The following is a 21,713-nucleotide window of genomic DNA, read 5'->3' as shown; positions in this document are numbered from 1 at the left end:
GTTGGCTTGGAACAGAAACGTTTGGAAGCATTTGATTATGAAATTGTGCGAAGTGATCGCAAGACACTTTCAATCGAAGTTCATCATCAGAAAGTTAAAGTTCGAGCTCCGAAAAAAGCCCCTGAAGACTGGATAGAAAGCTTTGTTTACCAAAAAGCCAAGTGGATCGCCCGTAAATTAGTCGAGCAAGCGAAGCGAGACGAATCACGGCTAAAATTGATAGATGGACAAGTGATTCACTACCTAGGACAGGATAGAGTTATATCGGTTATAAGTGGTCCTAACCGAATTACTTTAAGCAATAACAGCCTCATTATTCAAAATAAAGAACTGACTGACGAATCTCTATCTAAGCAACTGGATCGCTGGTTGTTAACTCAAGCTAAAGCCATATTACCCAGTAAAGTTGAAGCCTTGGCCGAACATATGGGCTTACAACGAAAATTGTCAGGGATTCGTTTCCGTAAAACCAAAACTCAATGGGGACACTGTACGCGACAGGGTGTTGTTCAACTTAATCAGCTGATTCTCTTAACACCCATGTTTGTTATTGACTACCTGATTATTCATGAGCTAAGTCACCTCAAACACTTAAATCACTCAAAGCGCTTCTGGTCATTAGTACAAAAGTACTGCCCAGACTATCAAAGAGCAGAGCTATGGCTAAAGCAACACGGGCATAGTGTTTGGTATTAGCTCATATCGTTTGCCTCTACCATTATCTTAGCTTTGGTAGCTACAGGTAATGCCAGAATGATTTGTCATTAATGCAGATTTAACTTATTGATATCATTGAACTTAATAAAGTTAAAATAACTTAAATAAATTTAGAATAAAGTCGATTCCAGTGCTAGTATGAATCACTCTCACCTTACACGGTGGGAGGTTTGAATTTATTATTTTCATATAGCTAAGGAGAAGGGTATGTCTACACCCGTTTATATCAGGATATACAACTATACCGATCATGCGATCACAACCGATGTTACTGACCACCGCGATTTAGAAAATTCTGGCAAAAGTTTTGATGATAAAACGATCCAACCAGATGATGTTTATGAGAGTTCAGTTGAGGTGAAAACAGGAATCGGCAATGGCGAGTTAACGATCACCATTAAGGAAGGAAGTGCGACTCTTGGCTTCTTCAAGATGAAGGACCTAAAGAACCCACACGAAGGAGTCAATTCGATCCAAGTGCCAAACCCACCTGAGCATCCAATACAGTTCAGTTATGTTGCGTATCGTAAAATCGACAATATGCCCGAAGATAACCGATATATTTATCTAGTCGTTAATAAGTATCCTCAAGGAAGCAAACTACCTTAATTGTTGTAGGGAGTGTTAACTATAGGATGGGTTAGTCGAAGACGTAACCCATCTGTTATAAGAATGCTAGGTTGTGTACAAATGCTAACTCACTATATTGTTGAGCTTTAAAGTAGTACAAAAAATAGCCAGCAAGGCTACACAAACGCTGTAAAAACCATTACAATCTCGGCTGAAATTTGCACTGGATTTACGTTCCAGCTAGCTGAGGAAAGAGGAAAATGACTGATACTGCTTCAAATGCAGCAACAGCTCCTATTGTTGTTTGCGCGCTCTATAAATTTGTAACTCTCGAAAACTTCGAAGACATTCGCCAACCTTTACTTGATGTCATGCTTGATAATGACGTCAAAGGCACTTTATTGCTCGCGAATGAGGGTATTAACGGTACTATCGCTGGCACACGTCAGGGTATCAATAATGTTCTCGCTTGGATTAAAAGCGATGAGCGTTTAGCGGATTTGGATTATAAAGAATCTTATGACGAGACTATGCCGTTCTACCGCACGAAAGTGAAGTTGAAGAAAGAGATTGTCACTATGGGCGTTGAGGGGATTGACCCGAAAGAAGTGGTCGGCACCTACGTTAAACCTAAAGATTGGAATGCGTTAATTTCAGACCCTGAAGTCTTGTTGATCGACACGCGTAACGACTACGAAGTGGGTATCGGTACCTTTAAAGGTGCTGTAAATCCTAAAACGGAAACCTTCCGCGAGTTTCCAGACTATGTGAAAGAAAATCTTGATCCAGAAAAGCACAAGAAAGTTGCTATGTTTTGTACGGGCGGCATTCGTTGTGAAAAGTCGACTGCTTATTTGAAAGAGCAGGGATTTGAGAATGTGTTCCACTTAGAAGGTGGCATTCTAAAGTATTTAGAAGAAGTCGATAAGGACGACACTCTATGGGAAGGGGAGTGCTTCGTTTTCGACAACCGAGTTGCTGTTGATCATGATTTGCAGAAAGGCCAGTATGATCAATGTCATGCTTGTCGCATGCCAATTACTGAAGAAGAAATGCAGCATGAGAAGTATGAGAAGGGCGTAAGTTGCCCACACTGTTACGACAAACAAACTCCAGAGCAGCGCCAGCGCTATTTGGAGCGAGAGCGTCAGGTCCAATTAGCCAAAGCTCGCGGTGAAAAGCACATTGGATCAGAGGTGATTACTTCTATCGCTAAACGTCGTCAGTGGAAAAAGCAAGCTAGAGAACAACAATCAGCAAAAACTCAAATGAAGGCAGACTGAGTCTTTAATGCCAATATTTATTAGCAAACATATCTCGTTAGGTGAACATGAGGTAGAGCTTCAGGCCATTCGCTCGCAAGGAGCGGGTGGCCAAAACGTGAATAAGGTTTCGTCAGCGATTCATTTACGCTTTGACATTCAACACTCATCACTACCCAAGCCAGTCAAAGAGCGCCTACTTAAGAGTAACGATAGCCGCATCACAACGGAAGGCGTATTAATCATTAAAGCGCAAACTCACCGCACCCAAGAGCGGAATCGTGATGATGCGCTCAAGCGTTTGCGTGAAACTATCCAGCGCTGCTTAAATCCCCCTAAAAAACGAATTCCCACTAAACCCTCAAAAGCTGCTAAAAGAAAGCGTTTAGATAATAAAAAGCAACAAGGTCACAAGAAGTCGTTGCGGGGCAAAGTCGATTTTTAAGTAGCACTTCTTTACATTTGTTCAACACTATTTCCTTGCATACCAACTGATACTCCTTATATTAAATAGTAAGTCTTTTCTAAATAGCTTATTAAAAGCTTAAGGAGAACCTCATGGCAGAGTTAAAGAAGTCAAAAGATAAAGTGATCGCTGGCGTCTGCGGTGGTCTAGCAAAGTGGCTAGGTTGGGATATGTCACTCACTCGAATTATTTATACGTTATTAACTATCTGTACTGCCTTCGCTGGTGTTATCATTTATATCGTTTTGTGGATCGTGATGCCGAATGAATAGACTTTCGGCGTGCAGCAATTAATAGTGAGGAATATATGATTAAAGTCGGTGATAAGTTGCCTAACGTTGCAGTCAAGGTGATGGGCAGCGATGGGCCAGAAGATATCCAAACGGACCGAATTTTTGCTGGCAACAAAGTTGTGTTGTTTGCAGTTCCTGGTGCTTTTACCCCAACGTGTTCAGCAGCGCATTTGCCTGGTTTTGTCGTTAATTTTGATAAGTTCAAAGAAAAAGGTGTAGACACCGTAGCATGCATGTCTGTCAACGATGCTTTTGTTATGGATGCATGGGGAAAAAATCAGAACGCCGAAAGCTTATTGATGGTAGCTGACGGTAACGCAGACTTCGCTGAAGCACTGGGTCTCGATATGGATGCGACTGGTTTTGGCATGGGTGTGCGCTCGAAGCGTTTTGCTTTAATTGCTGAGGATGGTGTTGTAACAGCGCTTGAAGTTGATGAAAAAGGCTTTGAAAAAAGCTCAGCTGAAAATATGTTAAGCAAGCTGTAGGTCAGGTTGTTTAAAGTCTGCAATAAGACAAAGAAAAAAGCCGCTATTTAGCGGCTTTTTTATAGATAAACAGTCTTTTCTTTTAAGACTGTTCAGTTTTCTTATCACTGATTTCAGTCGCTTGTTTTGCTTTTTCATTTTCGGCTTCAAGCTGTTTTAGTGTTTCTTCCAATCCAATTTTAGAAATTTGCTCTCGGTATTGGTTTGCGTAGCTTTTAGCCATGCTAACGCCTTCAATAATGACATCAGTCACTAACCAGCTCTCATCAGGTTGAACTTTGAGACGATAATCAATCAAAATGGGCTCACCTTCATTGGGTACGATAGTCGAACGTACGTTTGCGAGGTTACCGCTTTTTGAGTACTGGGTATCGTCATACGAAATTGGTTGCCCGTCATAATTGGCTAAACCTTTCGCATAACTATTCAGTAACAACCCAATGAATTCATTGATAAATTTTTTGCGCTGCTCTTCTGAGGCCTGCATCCAGTATGTTTTACCAAGGATACGCTTTGCCATGTACTCACTGTCGACTTCCGGCAACAGGTAGTCGCGAATTAAGCTTTTGGCGTATTCTGAGTCAGAACGTATTTTCTCTTTATTTTCGAGAATTTCAGTGCTGATCTTTTTTGTCACCTCTTCTAGGTGAATCTTAGGATCTTGAAAAGCATGGCTCGCCAAGCTGAATGATAAAAATAGTAAAACTATCAGTGCTTTAGACACAAGTTTTTTCATGATGTCCCCTTAACAAGGATTTATTGTCGCACAACTAATGTTGCTGTATTTTACCTTTGCTTTTGATCCTAAACAATCGACCTGAATCATTCCTTAACAGAAATTATTGGTGTTTAATGCATATTTGCATTGATATCAATGCAAATATGGTCTAATTTGGAGTTAACCGTCTAATAATTATAGGTTTATGGTTTACGCTAAGCTTGTTGTAGTGTTACTTATTTATTCGAGTATGGTGCTGGTAATTCCTTTGGCGTCAGCAGCGGCCATTACTGAAACCTATACTAACGCCACTCCAGCCAACGTTGATCCCAATCAAACAAGCCCCGTTAACCGGTCTGTAACTGTCCCAGCCGTAGATTTCCCAAACGGTGTGACTGTAGATAACATTATTATTTCTATTGATTTTGATAAGCGAGATAGAAATAACGGTGTTTGCTCCAACTACAACGGTGGTCTTGTTTATAACAATGAAATTTATTTCGAATTATCAAAACCGTCAGCTGGCATAAGTAGTATTTTAATACCGTTTAACACATACAGTGGGAACGTTCACCCAGCTCCTACCAATAATGGATTTATTACGGTTGTCCTTGATGATGATGCGACAACGACAGTCGGTGGTGGAACTCCTGTAGCGGGTACGTTCGCGCCAGTAAACCCACTCAGTGTTTTTGAGGGATTAGATCCCAGCGGCACTTGGACTTTGACAATGGCAGATAGCGCAGCGCAAGATCCGCTATGCTTTTTCAGTTATACCTTGAGTATTGAAGCATCTTCACAGGTCGATATTTCAGTAACCAAGTCTGATTTTACTAATGCCTATACGCCAGGCGGTACTGCTAGCTACATTATTATCATTGAAAATAATGGTCCAGATGATGCTTTAAATCTTCTCGTTAATGACACAATCCCAAATGGTATCGTTTCTGCTAGCTGGAATTGCGTTGGTTCAGGTTCTGCGACGTGTGGTACCGCAAGTGGCTCGGGTGATATAGTAAATGTAAGTGTTGATATACCAAGCGGTCAAAGTATCCAGTTCACCGTAGACGTTACTTTTTCATCCAACCCTGCAGATTATTAGTCTAGATACAGCGGGCTGGCTTAGGAAGGCCTGCGATTTTGGTAGCTTGCTTTGCCGGGCCTTCCGGGAACAGTACATGCAGGTAGATACTATTGCCTTTGTCTTTGGACCATTCTTGAGCTAAATACTTCACTAATGGGCGAATCGATGGGCTGGTATTGAATTCTTCGTAAAATTGGCGAACGTAGCGAATGACCTGCCAGTGGTCCTCCGTTAGGTCAATATTTTCAGCTTTACTGATAGCAATGGCAATGTCTTCATTCCAAATAGAGGAATCCGTCAAGTATCCTTGTTGATCGCGAGGCAGCGAGTCTAGATCAATACTCATAGCCATGAAACCGTTTTATCGTATTCCAGAGTCAAAGCAACGAAGCCATCGTAATCTTTATTTCCCCAGCTGCCATTTGAGTCTAATCCTCGAGCAACAAGATCTTCTTCCAACACAAAGCCGGCTGTTTTGGGCTCCAATTGCTGTGCTAAAACAACAGCATTTTCGATTAATAGTAATCCATCGTTTTCATCAAGCACTGCTGAACATTGCTGAAAGAGGTCTGGGTTATTCAATATATATAAGGTTGTCATAACTAGAGTTCTAAAGCATAAAGACGAAGTCAGATTGAGCAATGATGGACTGTAACTCATTCTGTTTAGCTGGCTGAGCGACCGGCAGTAGCTGGCTTTGTGATAAACGTCGATGAATCAGTGCGTCCTCAGAGACGAGCGCCGTTTCAATGCCATATAGTTCTAAGGCTTTGAAAGTAGAGCTATGATTTTTCATATGCAGTATATCCGGTTGCTGGTTGTCCAGCAGTTGATAGACGCCATCCTCGATGAATAGCGCACTGATGTCCATATCGAAGGCGGCTGCCATTAACGCGATGTCCAAAAGCTCTCGTCCCGACTGTGTACCATAAGGAGCTTTGTTGAATATGATGGATAAACGCTTTCTCATAATAGTTACCCAAACGTGACTAATCGGTCACTTTCTAGCATGGCTTCTGTTAGTTGGCCCAAACCACTAATTTCAAAGGCTGGGTCGAGGTTATCACCAGTTAATGCATTTCGCTCAGCTTCGGCGGCGTTGGTAATGCCGCGTTTCATTGCTACTGTGACGCAGGCTACCAGCTCGAAATCATGCTCAATTGCGAGTTTTGCCCATGTTTTGGTTAGGTTGTATTCATCCGAAGGAGGACAGTTCAGGCGGCTTGCTACCAGCACTCCGTCCGCATAAAAAAAGACACGCTTTAGGATATGGCCTTGAGAGATCAATGTTTTTGCAAACTGAATTGCACTAAACTGACCTTGCGAAGAATGTGGGTTAGCCGTGACTAATAGAGAAAAAGTTGCCATACTGAACTGTAGTCATAATTGAAGATAAATATTTTATAGCAAATAAGAAGAAAATGTTAGGTGGAGGAATTGTGAAGACCTGTAAAAAGGCCTTTTTAAGCTTGTTTCTGATGCTTTGCGTGCCGACAGCTTTTGCTGGTGCTTTTTTTGAATCGGGGCGCACCCAACTAAATACAACCGTCGATAGCGGCGGCTGGGTCACTGTAAATTTGCAAAAGTCGTATGTAAATCCAGTCATTATTGCTGGAAACATTACCCATAATAATGATAACTCATTGTCTGCTCGTGTTAGGAATGTTACTGGAACTAGCTTTGAAATTGGGATGCAAAGTCCTTGTGAAAGTTATAATCGCTTTAATAGCACGACGCCTCCGCCTGCCAATACTTGCCCAAGTTCACCTTGGCTGAGTGAAACCGTCGAATGGATAGTGATCGAGCAGGGGACTTGGGTCTTTCCCGATGGTACAAAAGTTGAGGCATACTTGCATGAAACCTCTATAGTAAGAAGTAATGCAAATGCTGCGTTAGGCACCGATATCAACTACAGTCATACTTATACTTCGGCGCCAGCTGTATTGCATACTGTGAACACATTTAATGATAGTCGCTGGATTGCTTCGTCAGTATGGGCTCCTAGTGCAAACAGGCAGAGTCCTCCGACCAATACGGGCTTTAGGATTGCATTAGAGGGTGCCGAAGCCATTAATACCCATGGTTCTGAGAGTATTGGCTGGTTAGCCATTGAGCCAGGTAGTGGCACCAATTTAGGAAATAATTACGCTGCAGGGGTTACTGCCGGGCTAGACGTAGATAGACACAGTGATGAGTGCCAAAATATAACTTATGGTATCAGCTTTAGTGGCGCACCGAATGTTGTTTCAAAGCACAATACGATGAACGGAATCAACGGTGCTTGGGTTAGGGACTGCCTAAATGGTAATAACACTAGTTTTAACGTCCATATGGATGAAGACCAAGTTGGTGATATAGAAAGAACCGGTATCCCCGAATATGTAGCTTGGCTAGCTTTTGAAAACGGTAGCTTTGGGGTTTTGGAGTTTCTCCGCGCTGAAAAGACGGTAACGGATGAAGATAGTGATGGGGTTGGAGGTCCTGGTGAGTTTCTGACCTATGCTGTGACTATTACCAACCTACAAGATGACTATGCTCAACCCAACAATACAACCAGCACTGCGCCTGAATTTATCGATACATTAGATTCAAATGTGAGCTTTGACTCCGTTATTTCTGCTTCCAGTGGTACTTTAACCTATGAATCTGGAGCTAACCGTATGGAGTGGCAAGGTGCTATCCCTGCCTCAGGTACGGTGACTTTACAGTACCGGGTTAGAGTTAATGAAGATATGACCATTTGTAGTCTCAGCAACATCAGTAACCAAGGCCAACTAAACATGGATCCGATTGATGATGTTGTTGAGTTAGGTGATGTTGATGGCCTGAATCAGATTATTGAGTTAACCGATGACCCCACACGTGATGATGGTGTAGACAGCGATGGTGACACGCTGACAGGTGACGATGATTCAACGATCATTTCGGCTGACTGTTTAGCCGATATCTCTGTGACTAAAGATGATGGCGCGGGTAATTACCAACCTGGTCAAAGCTCGAATTATACAATCGTCATCACGAACTCTGGACCTCATTCGGTTGTTGGCATTCAGGTGTCTGATACGTTACCCACAGGCCTTTCATTCAACGGGGTCGTGACTTGTGCAATAACTACAGGAGTGGGAGCTTGTGGTGCTCAGTCAGTCTCAGGGCAAGACTATACCCAGACTCTAGACTTAGGTGACGATAGTACTGCAACCCTAGTGATACCGGTGACTCACAGCTCAGACCCTGCTGATTTTTGAACAAAAAAAGCGCCACATTTAGTGGCGCTTTTTCACTTTCAGTAGCAAGCTTAATTTAGCCCCAATACTTTTTTACCTTGTTTAAAGGTAACGTCCACGGGGATTTGTCGTTCTTCTAAAAGCTTCAAGTCAGCTGCTAACTGCTCACTGATAATGCCTTGGGTATTCAGTAATTCCTTGGAAGCTTCGTAATCACCATTACCTTGAATCACAAGTATTTTCTCAGAAAGTTTATTCATCGCTTGTGTCATCTTTTCAAAGTTCACGCTGTAATGACCGGTTTTTTCGTTACGCTCAAAAGCGCCGTTATCCTTAAAGAAGTTGAATCGAACCATGTTAGCTTTGCCATGCGCGCTACTTGCACCAAAACGAACTGAGCGGAAAATACCGGCTAGGAAGGTAACATAATTATCCATCAACTCGCCTTCCTTGATTTCGCCTTTTTCGTAAAGCTTGCTGATCATGTACAGACCCAGAATATCAGCTTTACCTTCCTCTAGCGCTGAAGCTGTTTCTTTTAAAGCGCTACGAACAGTCCCCTTATCATTAATCGTATTTTTGATACCTAAACCATGAGCCACTTCATGAAACATGGTGTTGGCGAAAAATGCATCAAAAGTGATATGGTCGCGCTGGTCTTCAGCAATTAACTCATCTGCAATCGGCACTAGAATTTTATCGAATTTAGCTCGCATCGCATTTTTAAGTTGTAAGCGACGAGTGCCCTTAGCTAACTGCACTTTTTCATCGTTTGGCAAGTTGATAGCGATGGTTTTTGAGCCTGCGTTGCTGTCACCTGCATAGAACACGACATCGTAAGCGTTTAAATCGCTGTCTGTGCCTGGCATTTCCCGCTTGTACTTATCTTCAACGGGTAAGCCTTTTTGTAGTTCTGGTAAGAATGCTGCAAAGCGTGATAGGCGCTCGCTCCACTTTAGGTCCTTAATGAGGACGTATGTGGAAAAAGCTGCACGATAACCGAATAACTGATCTTCATAAGTCTCAATAGGCCCGATTACCACTTCAACTGGGTTGGTTTTCATGTCCATCCAAGCGAAGTCTGACGGTTGATAATTGTCTGTCATCAATGCATCAGCACGAAGGTTTAGGTAGTTTTTAAAGCCTTCGTCTTCAGCGAGCTCTGCGGCTTGGCGTAATAAATCACTAGCTTGCGTCAGTTCATCTTTAAACGCAACAGAGTAGGGGATTAATGTTAGGCTTCCTTGATCATCTCTTCTGACAAAAGAGTAAAGGCCTTTCTTACCTGCCTGTTCCCAGTTTTCAAACTCAGTGACGGTCATGTCATCAGGATAAAACTCAGCGCCTTTATCTTTATTATCGAAGCCTTCAATAAAAGGTTTGTTGTTATCGAGTCGATCCCATGGACCATAATTAATTTCTGCGAAGGCTTTGACTTTTGGATCTTCAATCGACTTGAGTAGCTCACCTTTGTTGCCGAAAGCTTGTTTCCAAAATAAACCATCCATGATCTTACCAGCATCGATCAAGAGACCGATCATTTCCTTTTGATTATCTGAAAGGTGGCTTAAGTCACTGGTTAAGGTAAAAGGCGCGTATATATCAAATCGTGAGTAATCGTCGCTTGTTGCTGACTCTGCCTCAGACTCTTGTGGCTGCTGTTCTGTCGCCATCGTTTCATGTTGCGCCTTCGAGTTCTCGACTTGAGTGGTTGCGTTCTTTTCAGAAGAGTCTGAGCATGCGCCCAGTGCTAACAGCACTGAAAAACTTAACGCACACAGCGATGCTGTCTTTTTTAATTGAGTCATAATCTAATCCTATGTTTTTAAATTCTGTGCTCTTTTTATTTTTCTGAGTCTATCACAGCGACTAATATCGCTCGGTGAGGGTTGCCTCAGTTTATAAATTCTTTTTGGTTTAAGTACCCGGCGTTAAAATCTGCTAAATACATACTTCTCGCGCTTAACTTGCTTAACTCCAAACTCTTTTTCTTTTAGCATTTCAAACACTTCATCAACCATGTTGGGATTTCCACAGAGGTAAGCCATGTCGGTGTCTGGGTTTGGGCTGAGTTCTGCTAATTTGTGTTGAACATAGCCCGATGTACACTCAGGCTTCTCTTCTCGGCTTAAGCAAGGGTGAAAGTGGACGTGATCCAAAAGTGATATTGCCTTAAAGTCATCAAGGTAGAACATATCTTTATGGTATTGAGCTCCAAACAGAATATGGAACTCCGTATCTGTCCGAGTCTTTATTTGCTCAATCATCGAGCGATAAGGCGCAACACCGGTGCCAGTACCGACGAGGAATACACGTTTAGGTAAATCATCGGTTAGGAATAGCAAGCCAAAGGGGCCTGTCATTTCCATCTCCATACCAGGCTCTGCATTAAAGAATAGCTCACTGGCTTTACCACCTTCGACATAAGAAATCACAAACTCGATGTACGTTGAGTTTTCGCCATCCGTTTCCAAGTTCGCGATAGAATAGCTGCGTTTGATAGGGCGATCGTCTTCTGTACCAAGCATAAACGATACAAACTGCCCCGGTTTATAGGTGATGGTTTTTGGATCGTCTAAGCGAAAAACCAGTTTTCGTGTGTTGGCGGTGATTTGTTCGTTAGATTCTAAGTGAACCTTGAAGCTTGGAAGTGGCATTATTGACCCTATAACTTTCCAGAATTGGATTTTGCAACCTATTATATAAGACTAATTGCAAATATCTAGGTACGGTTTTTCCATGATTTAACAAACTTTGACATTGATTCAGTTATGGTTCATTTCAGATTTGTTGTACTAGTACTCAAGCTCCCCAGTGACGTATTCAAGGAGTGAGTCAATTTTGGGGCTGGTTAGGACGTACAGGAGATGAACATGTTAAAGGTAATCAGTAAATATAGTTTAGTTGCATCAGCAGTACTTTTAGGTATTTCAGGCGTTGAGGCTAGTCAAGAAGAGAAAGTCGGTGCTGAAACCAGCGCTGAAATCACTACAGCTATCGCAAAGCGAGCAAAAACCACCACTGTGGTTAATGATAATATAGCGACAGTTGCTTTGAAAGGCGACGCGGTCTTGCCTGTGCGCACTAGTCATTATACTAGCCAGAAATCTGATAGTGATTTAGAGCAAGAGTTAAAAGCGTACCAAACTCTTGATTTCAAGAATCAGCCTAACCAAACTCGTGCTGAGATGAAAAAGTATAGAGAAGCTAACAGTAAGTTACCGAAACTTTCTGCTAAAGCCCAAGAAAAGGGTGCTAATCACCTTTATATACACGATGCAGCGGTGCTATTGTTTGATGACGAGGATGGTGACGGAAATTACAGCAAACTTAGAGTCGACTTTGATGTGGATGCTTCGTATGACGACTACTTTGATGTCTACGCTGAATTGTTTATCCGTCGCATTGGTGATGCTCAGTGGACCCATTACTACACAACGGACGTTTTTGAAATCCACTATGATTACAGTTCCGATGAGTACAGCGTCACAACGCGTCTGAATACCGGTTTCCCACCAGGTAATTACGAAGTCTTAATCGATCTGTTTGAGTATGGTTATTCGGACATCGTGGATACGCTTGGGCCTTTTGATGATTACGATTTGACCAACTTGCCGCTAGAAGATAAAACCTACGAATCAAGCGGTGTGTCGAGTAATACCTATGTCGATAATGTTAAAACTGAAATCTTCACCGATGCAGATGACGACGGGTTCTACCGTGAATTTACCGTAACCTTTGATGTGGATACTGAAGGCAGTGCAGATCGTGATGTTTACGTCAACTTTTACCAGCGTACGAATGGCGGTTCTTGGCAGTTTGAAACTGAGTCAGATGTGTTTACTGTCTACGGCTATAGTTCGGAAGATGCCTATGAGATAAGTGGTAACTGGCAGTCAGGTTATCCAGCGAATTACTATGACTTCAGATTAGAAGTTATTGATGCTAATACTGGTGAGGTGCTGGATGATGTGTCTCCAGAGTTTTCTTCGCTACTTCAGGTGCCGCTTGAAGATGCTAACAATGATACGCGTCAGTCTAATCCTAACCCACCAAGCTCGACCACGAGCTCGGGGTCAGGCGGTGGTAGCGCTGGTCTACTGACCTTGATAGCCCTAGCGCTAGCCGGTTTTGGGAGAAGGTTCTTAAAACGTTAATCACTTCACAAAACACACGCTATAGTGTAATCTTGCTGATGCTTTTAAAGGGAGGGGACAATGAAAGCATCAGCGAGGCATATCTTAGTCACTGACGAAGAGCTTTGTCAGGAAATTAAAAAAAGTATCGAATCTGGCGTTGATTTCTCAGCCATGGCGGCAAAGCATTCTGTTTGCCCATCGAAAAGTCGTGGAGGAGAGCTTGGTGTTTTCAGGCGTGGCATGATGGTCAGAGAATTCGATGATGTGGTATTTACCCGTTCGCTTAAAATTGTCCATGGGCCTATCAAAACGACATTTGGATTCCATTTAATAGAAATCATGGATCGAGATGTGTCGTAATCTATCTGTATCAAAATGCCGCTAAACATTTGATGCAAATTTGACGATACACTCGCTTACAAATTTCCTCCAAAAAAGCGCTCAAAACGTTATAATCCTCCATTCATCAAAACAATAACAGACATTATGAAACGACGACTGATGACACCTTTATTGCTTGTGTTAGCAAGTTTTGCTTATCAAGTTAAAGCTGCTACTGACGATGGAATGTCGGTCATTAGTATTCCTAAAGTTGATGCAGAAATCACTGTTGATGGCCGTTTAGACGAAGCTTTTTGGAAAGACGCGAACCAAGTCGTTTACCGCTATGAAACTCAACCTGCACAAAATACCAAACCTAAAGTTAAAACGGTTGCTTATATTGCTGAGAATGGGGACTCCTTATTGGTCGCGATTAAGGCTTACGACCCCAACCCTGAGTTAATACAAGCCTCCTATAAAAAGCGCGATCAGATCTTTGGTGAAGATACCGTCGGCTTTAAGGTCGATACTTTTAATGATGAGCGCAAAGCCTATAACTTTTTTGTCAATGCACTGGGTATTCAGGCTGACAGCATCGAAGATGATGTACTGCTAAGAGAAGATTCATCATGGGATGCGATTTGGTCAAGCGCAGGACATATTGATGACGATGGTTATACCGTTGAGATTGAATTACCTTTCAAAGTGCTTCGCTTTCCGAATACTTCAGAGACTAAAACCTGGGGTATCGACTTTATGCGCTTTTACCCTAGAGATGTTCATTATCGTTTGGCCTATTCACCCAATGATCGCGATTTAAGTTGTGTCTTGTGCCAGATCGCCAAGGCAGAAGGACTTGATGATATTGTTAGCGGAAATAATCTTGAGTTTACGCCATACGTTTCTGCGGAAAAAAGCGAGTTTCGGGACCCTCCTGCACAGACGCAATGGCAAAGTGAGGGTGTTAATTATAACGCCGGGGCTGACTTGAGATGGGGCGTGACGGATAACTCAGTATTGAATGCAACCTTAAACCCAGATTTCTCACAAGTCGAGACTGATGCTGCCCAGTTAGATGTGAATAATCGTTTCTCACTATTCTTCCCTGAAAAACGACCATTCTTCTTGGATGGTGCTGAATACTTTAATACCCGCTATAACTTACTGCACACCCGAAATATTTCAGATCCGGATTATGGTGTGAAGTATACGGGTAAAAACAGTGAGCATTCTTATGGCGTTCTAGTTTCTCGCGATCAAACTACGAGCTTCATCATTCCAGGGGCACAAAGTTCATCTGTTTACACTTTAAGAGATAGTAATTTGGGGGATGTGGAAAGCGATGTTGCCGCTGCTCGATATTCGATTGATGTCGGCCAAAACTCACAAATTGGGTTCCTTGCGACTAATCGCTCAGCTGATGACTATGAAAATACCGTTTTATCGATTGATGGCAGTCAAAAACTCTATGATGCAGGGACTTTACGCTATCAATTCATGTACTCAGACTCTGATAATACAGAGGATATGCAACAGCGTTTTGGGTTAGCTCCCAACACTACAGGCAGAGGCTTTGAAATTAATTACAGCCACCGTGATACACATTGGAACTGGTATGCGACCCATTCGGATTTTGATGACGACTTTAGAACCGACTTGGGCTTTTTAGGCATTGTCGGCAATACCAAAGATGTCGTTGGTGCTGGCTACCGTTGGTACGGTGACGATGAAGACTTTTTCCATGAGTATAAAGTCAGTGGTGAGTATAAAGAGCGTCACTTAACTTCTGGCCAAAAGTATGAGCAGCAGCGAGAAGTTGGCTTTCAACTCAATGGACAGTACCGTTCGTTCTTCTTTTTCGGAGCTGCGAATCGTGACACTTTATTCGAACAAATTTGGTTTGATGAGCAGTTTTATTGGATGGAAAGTAGCTTCCGTCCGGTAGGCAACCTCAAAATAGGCTTTTATCTTGAAACCGCTGATACCATAGACTTTAGACACACGCGCTCGGGTCAGTCTGACTCTTATCAATTCTACACTGAGTGGCAAGTAAATGATCACTGGTTGCTTGGCTTCGATTCAAGCTTTACTGACTTTACGGTCAGTAATGAGCCACTTTTTGATGCCGTTATTAGTAATTTAAACACCAGCTATCACTTTGATGATAAGAGTTATTTGCGCCTCATCGTTCGTTATAGTGATATTGATTACAATACAGCGCTTTACTCAGATCCGGCACAAGTGGAGCAGGAAACTCAGGTCAGTCGACAGCTTCTCTATACCTATAAATGGAACCCGAGAACTGCTTTTTATCTTGGCTATTCTGACAATGGGTTTGAAGATGACAGAGTCAGTCAGTTTGAGAAGACCGGTAGAACCTTATTTACTAAGTTCAGTTACGCTTTCCAGTTGTAATGCTATAGAAATACAAAGCTTTAGAGATATAACAAAACGCGCCGATTGGCGCGTTTTTATAGGTTCCAGGCGAAAGATTCTATGATGTAAAAAAGCGTTTATTGGCTTCTTCAGGGAGTTCGAGTCCTGTTACCTGAGCGCGTTGCAGAAGCTGCCAGTAATAGCGGTAGGTCGCACGATCGTGTAGTTCGCCATCGTATTGAATCGGACCCCAGTGGTTATCCTGTGCCGCCACTAGGATATTTACTGCATCATTAACTTCTGAATAATCAGGCTTCATGGCATCTACAATCGACTGGATCTGCGTAGGGTAAATACTCCACATTCTCAAAAAGCCGAACTCTGTTCGAGCGCGTTCAGCATCTTTATAAGTTTGGTACGGGTTTTTAAGATCTAATGTCACGTTATGCGACGGGACGACGCCGTTTGCTAAGGCCGCAGTTACCATATCCGCTTTAGCTCTGGCCAGAAGAGGGTGATCAAATTGACCTGGACTACGCATGCAGGCAGCCGGAATAGCGCCTTGATGGTCACTGACAAAGTCCATCATGCCAAAGTCCAATACTTGAACCCAGTCAATGGCGGCAATTTCCCAAGACTCTTTAAGCGCACCATGAGTTTCAATTAATACATGGATTGGAATCTCTCTATCAACGCCATGCTCCTCGGATTTCGACTTGATGTAGTCGACCATTTCTTGAATGTGAGCTGCTCGGTGGGTTTTGGGAAGAGTGAAATAGGCCACTCGGTCGCCAATCGCTGGCATCAAAATATCAACGTCAGCCTTCCAGTGATCATGGGTATAATCATGAATTCGGACGCCAGCCATGTGATGTTTATTAATATCACTGGAGAGTACACGAGCAATCATTTCAGCGTGTTCTTTTTCTTTGCCTGCTTGTGCGCCGTCTTCACAGTCGCAGGTGATATCGAAAACAGGGCCGAACTTTTCCTGTAATTCCAATGCTTTAGTAATGAGTTTTTCACTTCCGGCGAAATGTTCGCAGGTTGGAATGACAGGGAATTGTTTCTCAGCATTAAACAATGCGTCGTTTGGATGAACCATCGAACTCACTATTTTCTCCTCATAAATCAACAATATAGCTAACGTTTAGTGTTAATCGCATTAGCTAGCTTTTGATTTATAGTAACGAGTGATTAGAAAAATTCAAACAATAATTTGAAATAAGCGTTTGAATATGGTTTATTTATGAACTACCACTGGTCGGATTAGTTAATATGATGCAAGAGCATTCGTTTTTGGAAAAAGTCGATGAGCAAATGGTATTGGGTGGATATTGGCCTGGGATACAGCTGTATTATCCGCCTGTTAAGTATTCTCCTGCCGATGGAATCTATGAAACCATGGAGCAGGCATCACACAGAATGCGCAAATATGCTCACAATACGAGCGCTCACACACTGTTGTTCGACCTAGAGGACGGTTGTCGACAGAAGGAAATGAGCCGTGAATTATTGCGCAAAGAGCTCCCGTTATTCGAAGAACGGCAATTCCAAATTGCTCTACGAATTAATCCTTTCAGAACTGACGAATACGAAGAAGACCTAAAACTCATCAAAGAGTGCGCCGAGTATATTGACGTTATTATCTTGGCAAAAGCAGGCGAAGTTTATGGCGCCGCAGAGATTAGGGACCTGTCAGCATGGTTAGTGGGAGTTAATCCGAAAATTGAAATTCAGCCTATCATTGAACACCCGCGTTCCCTGAAAATCTCACCGGAGCTGATGCAATACTCTACGGTGCGTCATGTGGTATTCGGTATTCACGATTTCTCAAAAGCCATGGCAATCCATTTAACGCCCGAAGGCTGGATTGATGAATTAAAAACGTTTTTACGGATGTTGCTCCTAGAAGCTCGAATAGCTGGCAAGGGGGTTATTGGTGGTGTTGAGGTATTAATTAATAAAACCCCAATGCCGGAATCTTATATTGAGCCGAATGATGTTCGTCGCTGGTTGGATCTCCACGGTGAGCATGAGTCTCATGTGGTACATCAGCATGCCTTAGTTGAGGCCCAAATGGGCTTAACAGGAAAGCAAGTTATCCATCCATTCCATGTGCACCTGTGCAAAACTGCTTTCACGCCATCGCCATTACAAATTCAACGCAATGTGCATATTCTTGAAGCCGCTATCGAAGCTGATGCGCTGCTGGGTGGTGCGATTAAGTTTGAAGGTGAGATGCTCGATCCTCCGATGTTTGGTAAAGCGCTGCAGACATTGCTAAGAGCTTACGCACTAAAGTCGTTGGGCGATAAAGATAAAGCTTTTGCCATGGACGTGATTAAGCGCTTGCCTGTACATGTCATACGTGAAAACTGGCCGTACGGAATGATTTAAGATGACGTATTCATTTGACGATATATTAAAGCAGGACGATGACGGTCAATGGGACTGGAGTCTACCTGATATTTTTAATATCACGGAAGCTTGCGTTGAGCAACATACGCGCACAGTGAAAGCGACACAAGATGCTTTGGTGATTGAAAATCAGAGCCTTGGTCAAACCTCAGTGACTTACGATGAGTTAAGTTGTTTAACCTCACAGTTTGCGAACTTACTCTCGTCCTATGGTTTAGCAAGGGATGAGCGTATCTTGATTCGCTTGCCTAACTCGATTGAATACCCTGTAGCATTTTTCGGAGCTATCAAATATGGCGCCGTTGCGGTACCAACATCAACGTTACTATCTGCAAGCGAAGTTGCGTATTTAGCAAAAGACTCTGGTGCCAAGGTCTTGGTTACCGATAAAGCGATGTGGCCGGAACTGTCTTCAGAGCTGAAAGACTCTGACGTTCAATTAGTTTTGCTATGTGGTGAAGGTGATATCAGCACCAGTGAGCGCTATGACATTGTTGATTTTAGCAAGTCTCTTGCAGAGCAGTCTAATGACTTTGACTGTTATCAAAGCAATATCAATGACCCTGCCTATTTAGTTTATACCTCTGGTACAACAGGGTATCCCAAAGGTGTTTTGCACGCGCAAAGGGCTCTGTTGGGGCGCTTGCCAGCGAGTAAATTTTGGTTTGATTTGGATGACGCTGCAACAGAGCGAATTATGCATTCGGGCAAGTTTAACTGGACCTACGTGCTTGGCTCTGCGCTGATGGATCCTTTATTACATGGCCATACGGTTATCGCTTATGAAGGTCAAAATGATGCAAACACCTGGCCACAGCTGATCCAAAAGCATGACTGCTCAATCTTTATCGGTGTACCAACCATCTACCGACAAATTATTCAAAAGACCGAGTTTCAAGGGAATGATTTGCCCAGCTTAAAACACTGTATGAGTGCTGGTGAACACTTATCTGACGAAATGCAACAGCTCTGGGAACAGCGTTTTGGCAAGCCGATCTACGAAGCAATCGGTATGTCTGAAATTTCGTATTATATTTCTCAGCACAAAGATGCTGCGGTGGTGCCAGGAGCTGCGGGCTTTGTTCAGCCCGGCCACTATGTCGAATTACTCAATGCCGATTATCAACCGGTCGCTGTAGGCGAGGAGGGGATGATTTGTATTCGTGAAGATGATCCAGGGTTATTCTTAGAATACTGGCAGCTCCCAGAAGCGACAGCAGAGGCAAGGCATGATGGCTACTTTTTCACGGGTGATTACGCGCGCCAAGATGACAAGGGCTATATTTGGTTTCTAGGTCGAAAAGACGACATCATCAACACTTTCGGCTTTAGAGTCTCGCCACATGAAGTTGAGAGAGTTTTTAAAGCGCACGATGCCGTCGCTGACTGTGTGGCAATTGGCGAAGAAATAGGTCCCGATAAAACGCTTGTGTCTATCTGCGTCATTAAAGAAGCAAATCACGACATCTCTGAAGATGAATTATTAGACTATGGCTTAGAGAAGCTTGCCAAATACAAAGCCCCCAAAAAGGTTCATTTTTTAGACTCATACCCGAGAACGAAGAACGGCAAAGTTCTTCGTAAAAAACTTATTCAGGAAATCCAACGTAAAGGTGTTAACTGATGGAAACGACCATTAACTATCGTCCTCGTCGAACCATGCTCTATGTACCGACCCATGTTGAGCGGTACATGGATAAGGCAAGAACCCTAGATGCTGACAGCATAGTATTTGATTTCCAAGAATCAGTACCACCAGAGCAAAAAACTGCGGGCCGTGAACTGCTACGTGAAAAATTGATACAGTCATGTGACTACCAACATTCTGAATTGGTTGTTCGCATTAATTCACTGCAGAGTGAGTGGGGCGAGGACGACTTACGAGCGATCGCTAATCTCAAGATAGACGCCATTATGTTGCCTCGAATTGAATCGGCTCAACAGTTACTCGAGTCGATTGAACGAATTGACCAAATCCGTGGTGACACACTCGATATTATGATTAATATTGAAAGTCCCTTAGGCGTGCTGCATGCCGAAGAAATCTGCGCGGCAAGCGAGCGAGTGGTAGCAGTTGTTATGGGAACCACTGATTTATCAAACGAGTTAAAGATTAATCAAACCAAAGATCGTCTAGGTCTTTTAACCAGTTTATCGCTGGTTATTCTCGCCGCCAGAGCTTATAAAAAATGTATTATTGATGGCCCTCATTTTGATTTAAAAAGTGTTGAGGCTTGTGAGTTTTCCTGTCGTCAAGCCAGAGACTTAGGCTTTGATGGTAAAGCAGTAGTGCACCCAATACAGTTAGACTATACCAATGACGCTTTTACACCTAAGCAAGCAGATATTGCTCGTGCCAAAGCTATTATTGAGGCCATTGAGCAGGCGAACAAAGAAGGTCGCAATGTGGCAGTGATTGATGATAGGCTTATTGAACCTTCGTTACGTGAGTGGGCTGAGAGAGTGATTAGCTTGTACAACACGGTAAAAGCGATAGGTCAAAACGAATTACTGGGTGTTGTGCGATAGTCGAGGATGTTATGAATAAGGCGTCACGTGGACTTTTCTTTGAAGACTTTTCATTGGGGCAGGTACTTTATCATGCTACGCCGCGTACTATTACGGAAGCTGATGTTAGTTTGTATATTGCTTTAACAGGAAGCCGATTCAGTCTTTTCTGCAACCAAGAATTTGCTCAGCAACTGGGCTACAGTAAACAGCCTATCGATAATGTCCTCGCTTTTCAGATTGCGTTTGGCAAAACCGTTAACGACATCTCCTTAAACGCTGTGGCTAACCTTGGTTATGCCGAAGTCGAGTTCTTAGAGACTGTGTATGTTGGCGATACTATCAGCGTTGCCTCTGAAGTTATCGGTTTAAAAGAAAACTCTAACGGCAAAACTGGTATTGTTTATGTGCACTCCAAAGCGATGAACCAGCAAGGTCATCAAGTGATCAGCTGGAAGCGTTGGGTCATGGTTCATAAGCGGCAAGAAGGTATGCAGAATACTTTCGCCGTTGAGCCTCAGCTTTCTTCACAGGTGGCGTTTGATAATTTATCAATTCCTCAGACGCTTAATATGAGTGCCTACGATGAGCGCTTGAGCGGTGAAAGCTATCGCATGAAAAGTTATCAATCGGGAGAGTGGATTGACCATATCGATGGACTTACCATTGATGACAGTGAGCATACAATGGCAACCAAGTTATACCAAAACAATGCTAAGGTTCACTTTAATCAGCACCAGATGTCATCTTCTAAACATCAAAAACGCCTTGTCTATGGCGGTCATATTATTTCTCTCTGCAGAGCATTGTCGCACAATGGTTTAGCGAATGCGCAATGGCTCGCGGCGATAAATGGTGGGGCGCATCTGAACCCCAGCTTTGCTGGTGATACGATTTATGCTGCAACTCGAGTTATGGAAGTTCAAGAATTGGGGGCTGGAATTGGAGCCATGCGCCTGCGAACTTTGGGGTATAAAAACAACTCATGGCAAGAGTTAAAGCCGCAGCTTGACCGTGCTAATCAGGAAAAGTCACGGTTACCCTCTGACGTTGTTCTCGATCTTGATTATACGGTACTGATTCCTAACTAGGGTTTGCATAGATAAGCAGAGATGTTTAGAAGGTT

The 21,713-nt window shown here is 43.0% G+C and carries 23 protein-coding genes; 15 read left to right on the top strand and 8 right to left on the bottom strand.

Annotated elements, in window-relative coordinates; genetic code table 11:
* Window positions 1-6: 6 nt before the first annotated feature.
* The 6 genes from KFK88_RS11160 (at window position 7) to KFK88_RS11135 (ending at window position 3,796) form a co-directional block, all read left to right on the top strand.
* Entirely contained in the window at window positions 7-696 is a 690-nt protein-coding gene (locus KFK88_RS11160; protein ID WP_223579690.1) for a M48 family metallopeptidase, read from the top strand.
* A 228-nt stretch (window positions 697-924) separates the two neighbouring features.
* Window positions 925-1,326 (top strand): hypothetical protein, encoded by a 402-nt coding sequence (locus KFK88_RS11155; RefSeq protein ID WP_223579687.1) that lies wholly within the window; start codon window positions 925-927, stop codon window positions 1,324-1,326.
* A gap of 221 nt (window positions 1,327-1,547) precedes the next feature.
* Entirely contained in the window at window positions 1,548-2,570 is a 1,023-nt protein-coding gene (gene trhO / locus KFK88_RS11150; protein ID WP_223579684.1) for an oxygen-dependent tRNA uridine(34) hydroxylase TrhO, read from the top strand.
* A 7-nt stretch (window positions 2,571-2,577) separates the two neighbouring features.
* A complete protein-coding gene (gene arfB, locus KFK88_RS11145) occupies window positions 2,578-2,994 on the top strand; it encodes an alternative ribosome rescue aminoacyl-tRNA hydrolase ArfB (RefSeq protein WP_223579682.1) in 417 nt (138 codons plus the stop codon).
* A 113-nt stretch (window positions 2,995-3,107) separates the two neighbouring features.
* A complete protein-coding gene (locus tag KFK88_RS11140; protein WP_223579680.1) occupies window positions 3,108-3,287 on the top strand; it encodes a PspC domain-containing protein in 180 nt (59 codons plus the stop codon).
* A 35-nt stretch (window positions 3,288-3,322) separates the two neighbouring features.
* Entirely contained in the window at window positions 3,323-3,796 is a 474-nt protein-coding gene (locus KFK88_RS11135) for a peroxiredoxin (protein WP_223579678.1), read from the top strand.
* Window positions 3,797-3,878: 82 nt separating this feature from the next.
* Here KFK88_RS11135 and KFK88_RS11130 read toward each other — a convergent pair whose 3' ends face one another.
* Complete coding sequence (locus KFK88_RS11130) at window positions 3,879-4,532, bottom strand: MlaC/ttg2D family ABC transporter substrate-binding protein (protein ID WP_223579676.1); 654 nt, start codon at window positions 4,530-4,532, stop codon at window positions 3,879-3,881.
* A 211-nt stretch (window positions 4,533-4,743) separates the two neighbouring features.
* Here KFK88_RS11130 and KFK88_RS12045 point away from each other — a divergent pair, with 211 nt between their 5' ends.
* Window positions 4,744-5,616, top strand: coding sequence for a DUF11 domain-containing protein (locus KFK88_RS12045; RefSeq protein ID WP_223579674.1), 873 nt, complete (start codon window positions 4,744-4,746; stop codon window positions 5,614-5,616).
* Window position 5,617: 1 nt separating this feature from the next.
* Here the strand turns inward: KFK88_RS12045 and KFK88_RS11120 are convergent, their stop codons facing one another.
* From KFK88_RS11120 to tusD, 4 genes are read right to left on the bottom strand one after another with little or no spacing between them, the layout of a single operon-like run.
* Window positions 5,618-5,944: a TusE/DsrC/DsvC family sulfur relay protein gene (locus KFK88_RS11120; protein WP_223579672.1), complete on the bottom strand. Its 327-nt coding sequence runs from the start codon at window positions 5,942-5,944 to the stop codon at window positions 5,618-5,620.
* The gene (locus tag KFK88_RS11115) at window positions 5,941-6,198 is read right to left on the bottom strand and encodes a DsrH/TusB family sulfur relay protein (RefSeq protein WP_223579669.1); all 258 of its coding nucleotides are present in this window, start codon (window positions 6,196-6,198) and stop codon (window positions 5,941-5,943) included. The genes KFK88_RS11120 and KFK88_RS11115 overlap by 4 nt, the downstream gene beginning before the upstream one ends.
* A gap of 10 nt (window positions 6,199-6,208) precedes the next feature.
* Window positions 6,209-6,568 carry a sulfurtransferase complex subunit TusC gene (gene tusC, locus KFK88_RS11110; RefSeq protein ID WP_223579667.1) on the bottom strand — a complete coding sequence of 120 codons (360 nt, stop codon included), beginning with the start codon at window positions 6,566-6,568 and terminating at the stop codon, window positions 6,209-6,211.
* 5 nt (window positions 6,569-6,573) lie between these two features.
* Complete coding sequence (gene tusD, locus KFK88_RS11105) at window positions 6,574-6,966, bottom strand: sulfurtransferase complex subunit TusD (RefSeq protein ID WP_223579666.1); 393 nt, start codon at window positions 6,964-6,966, stop codon at window positions 6,574-6,576.
* A gap of 71 nt (window positions 6,967-7,037) precedes the next feature.
* Here tusD and KFK88_RS12040 point away from each other — a divergent pair, with 71 nt between their 5' ends.
* Window positions 7,038-8,843: a DUF11 domain-containing protein gene (locus tag KFK88_RS12040; RefSeq protein ID WP_223579664.1), complete on the top strand. Its 1,806-nt coding sequence runs from the start codon at window positions 7,038-7,040 to the stop codon at window positions 8,841-8,843.
* A 50-nt stretch (window positions 8,844-8,893) separates the two neighbouring features.
* On the opposite strand, the gene KFK88_RS11095 is transcribed toward KFK88_RS12040, so the two are convergent.
* Both KFK88_RS11095 and KFK88_RS11090 read right to left on the bottom strand, forming a co-directional pair.
* A complete protein-coding gene (locus KFK88_RS11095; RefSeq protein ID WP_223579662.1) occupies window positions 8,894-10,630 on the bottom strand; it encodes a dipeptidyl-peptidase 3 family protein in 1,737 nt (578 codons plus the stop codon).
* A 123-nt stretch (window positions 10,631-10,753) separates the two neighbouring features.
* Entirely contained in the window at window positions 10,754-11,479 is a 726-nt protein-coding gene (locus KFK88_RS11090; RefSeq protein ID WP_223579660.1) for an FAD-binding oxidoreductase, read from the bottom strand.
* Between the two features lie 216 nt (window positions 11,480-11,695).
* On the opposite strand from KFK88_RS11090, the gene KFK88_RS11085 reads away from it, so the two are divergent.
* From KFK88_RS11085 to KFK88_RS11075, 3 genes are all read left to right on the top strand, one after another.
* Window positions 11,696-12,979 carry a choice-of-anchor H family protein gene (locus KFK88_RS11085; RefSeq protein ID WP_223579658.1) on the top strand — a complete coding sequence of 428 codons (1,284 nt, stop codon included), beginning with the start codon at window positions 11,696-11,698 and terminating at the stop codon, window positions 12,977-12,979.
* A gap of 60 nt (window positions 12,980-13,039) precedes the next feature.
* Window positions 13,040-13,321 (top strand): peptidylprolyl isomerase, encoded by a 282-nt coding sequence (locus KFK88_RS11080; protein ID WP_223579656.1) that lies wholly within the window; start codon window positions 13,040-13,042, stop codon window positions 13,319-13,321.
* 126 nt (window positions 13,322-13,447) lie between these two features.
* Window positions 13,448-15,697, top strand: coding sequence for a DUF5916 domain-containing protein (locus KFK88_RS11075; RefSeq protein WP_223579655.1), 2,250 nt, complete (start codon window positions 13,448-13,450; stop codon window positions 15,695-15,697).
* 79 nt (window positions 15,698-15,776) lie between these two features.
* Here KFK88_RS11075 and KFK88_RS11070 read toward each other — a convergent pair whose 3' ends face one another.
* On the bottom strand, window positions 15,777-16,772 hold the full coding sequence (locus KFK88_RS11070; protein WP_345252508.1) for an HpcH/HpaI aldolase/citrate lyase family protein: 996 nt from the start codon (window positions 16,770-16,772) through the stop codon (window positions 15,777-15,779).
* A 164-nt stretch (window positions 16,773-16,936) separates the two neighbouring features.
* Between KFK88_RS11070 and KFK88_RS11065 the strand changes: the two genes are divergently transcribed.
* The 4 genes from KFK88_RS11065 to KFK88_RS11050 are packed head-to-tail and all read left to right on the top strand — an operon-like array spanning window position 16,937 to window position 21,678.
* Complete coding sequence (locus KFK88_RS11065; RefSeq protein ID WP_223579654.1) at window positions 16,937-18,058, top strand: HpcH/HpaI aldolase/citrate lyase family protein; 1,122 nt, start codon at window positions 16,937-16,939, stop codon at window positions 18,056-18,058.
* 1 nt (window position 18,059) lies between these two features.
* Window positions 18,060-19,703 (top strand): acyl-CoA synthetase, encoded by a 1,644-nt coding sequence (locus KFK88_RS11060; RefSeq protein WP_223579653.1) that lies wholly within the window; start codon window positions 18,060-18,062, stop codon window positions 19,701-19,703.
* Window positions 19,703-20,608 (top strand): HpcH/HpaI aldolase/citrate lyase family protein, encoded by a 906-nt coding sequence (locus KFK88_RS11055; RefSeq protein WP_223579652.1) that lies wholly within the window; start codon window positions 19,703-19,705, stop codon window positions 20,606-20,608. The genes KFK88_RS11060 and KFK88_RS11055 overlap by 1 nt, the downstream gene beginning before the upstream one ends.
* Window positions 20,609-20,619: 11 nt before the next feature.
* Complete coding sequence (locus tag KFK88_RS11050) at window positions 20,620-21,678, top strand: MaoC family dehydratase (RefSeq protein WP_223579651.1); 1,059 nt, start codon at window positions 20,620-20,622, stop codon at window positions 21,676-21,678.
* The last annotated feature ends 35 nt before the right edge of the window (window positions 21,679-21,713 follow it).

This window comes from Kangiella taiwanensis (assembly GCF_020005165.1).
GTDB classification, from domain to species: domain Bacteria; phylum Pseudomonadota; class Gammaproteobacteria; order Enterobacterales; family Kangiellaceae; genus Kangiella; species Kangiella taiwanensis.
The sequence above is the reverse complement of the archived record's forward strand: the minus strand, read 5'-3'. Positions and strand labels throughout refer to the sequence as shown.

What these genes read in the sequence shown, in the direction of transcription:
- KFK88_RS11155 (WP_223579687.1), top strand. Translation starts at nt 925, where the DNA reads ATGTCTACACCCGTTTATATCAGGATATACAACTATACCGATCATGCG.
- trhO (WP_223579684.1), top strand. Translation starts at nt 1,548, where the DNA reads ATGACTGATACTGCTTCAAATGCAGCAACAGCTCCTATTGTTGTTTGC.
- arfB (WP_223579682.1), top strand. Translation starts at nt 2,578, where the DNA reads ATGCCAATATTTATTAGCAAACATATCTCGTTAGGTGAACATGAGGTA.
- KFK88_RS11140 (WP_223579680.1), top strand. Translation starts at nt 3,108, where the DNA reads ATGGCAGAGTTAAAGAAGTCAAAAGATAAAGTGATCGCTGGCGTCTGC.
- KFK88_RS11135 (WP_223579678.1), top strand. Translation starts at nt 3,323, where the DNA reads ATGATTAAAGTCGGTGATAAGTTGCCTAACGTTGCAGTCAAGGTGATG.
- KFK88_RS11130 (WP_223579676.1), bottom strand. Translation starts at nt 4,532, where the DNA reads ATGAAAAAACTTGTGTCTAAAGCACTGATAGTTTTACTATTTTTATCA.
- KFK88_RS11120 (WP_223579672.1), bottom strand. Translation starts at nt 5,944, where the DNA reads ATGAGTATTGATCTAGACTCGCTGCCTCGCGATCAACAAGGATACTTG.
- KFK88_RS11115 (WP_223579669.1), bottom strand. Translation starts at nt 6,198, where the DNA reads ATGACAACCTTATATATATTGAATAACCCAGACCTCTTTCAGCAATGT.
- tusC (WP_223579667.1), bottom strand. Translation starts at nt 6,568, where the DNA reads ATGAGAAAGCGTTTATCCATCATATTCAACAAAGCTCCTTATGGTACA.
- tusD (WP_223579666.1), bottom strand. Translation starts at nt 6,966, where the DNA reads ATGGCAACTTTTTCTCTATTAGTCACGGCTAACCCACATTCTTCGCAA.
- KFK88_RS11095 (WP_223579662.1), bottom strand. Translation starts at nt 10,630, where the DNA reads ATGACTCAATTAAAAAAGACAGCATCGCTGTGTGCGTTAAGTTTTTCA.
- KFK88_RS11090 (WP_223579660.1), bottom strand. Translation starts at nt 11,479, where the DNA reads ATGCCACTTCCAAGCTTCAAGGTTCACTTAGAATCTAACGAACAAATC.
- KFK88_RS11085 (WP_223579658.1), top strand. Translation starts at nt 11,696, where the DNA reads ATGTTAAAGGTAATCAGTAAATATAGTTTAGTTGCATCAGCAGTACTT.
- KFK88_RS11080 (WP_223579656.1), top strand. Translation starts at nt 13,040, where the DNA reads ATGAAAGCATCAGCGAGGCATATCTTAGTCACTGACGAAGAGCTTTGT.
- KFK88_RS11075 (WP_223579655.1), top strand. Translation starts at nt 13,448, where the DNA reads ATGAAACGACGACTGATGACACCTTTATTGCTTGTGTTAGCAAGTTTT.
- KFK88_RS11065 (WP_223579654.1), top strand. Translation starts at nt 16,937, where the DNA reads ATGATGCAAGAGCATTCGTTTTTGGAAAAAGTCGATGAGCAAATGGTA.
- KFK88_RS11060 (WP_223579653.1), top strand. Translation starts at nt 18,060, where the DNA reads ATGACGTATTCATTTGACGATATATTAAAGCAGGACGATGACGGTCAA.
- KFK88_RS11055 (WP_223579652.1), top strand. Translation starts at nt 19,703, where the DNA reads ATGGAAACGACCATTAACTATCGTCCTCGTCGAACCATGCTCTATGTA.
- KFK88_RS11050 (WP_223579651.1), top strand. Translation starts at nt 20,620, where the DNA reads ATGAATAAGGCGTCACGTGGACTTTTCTTTGAAGACTTTTCATTGGGG.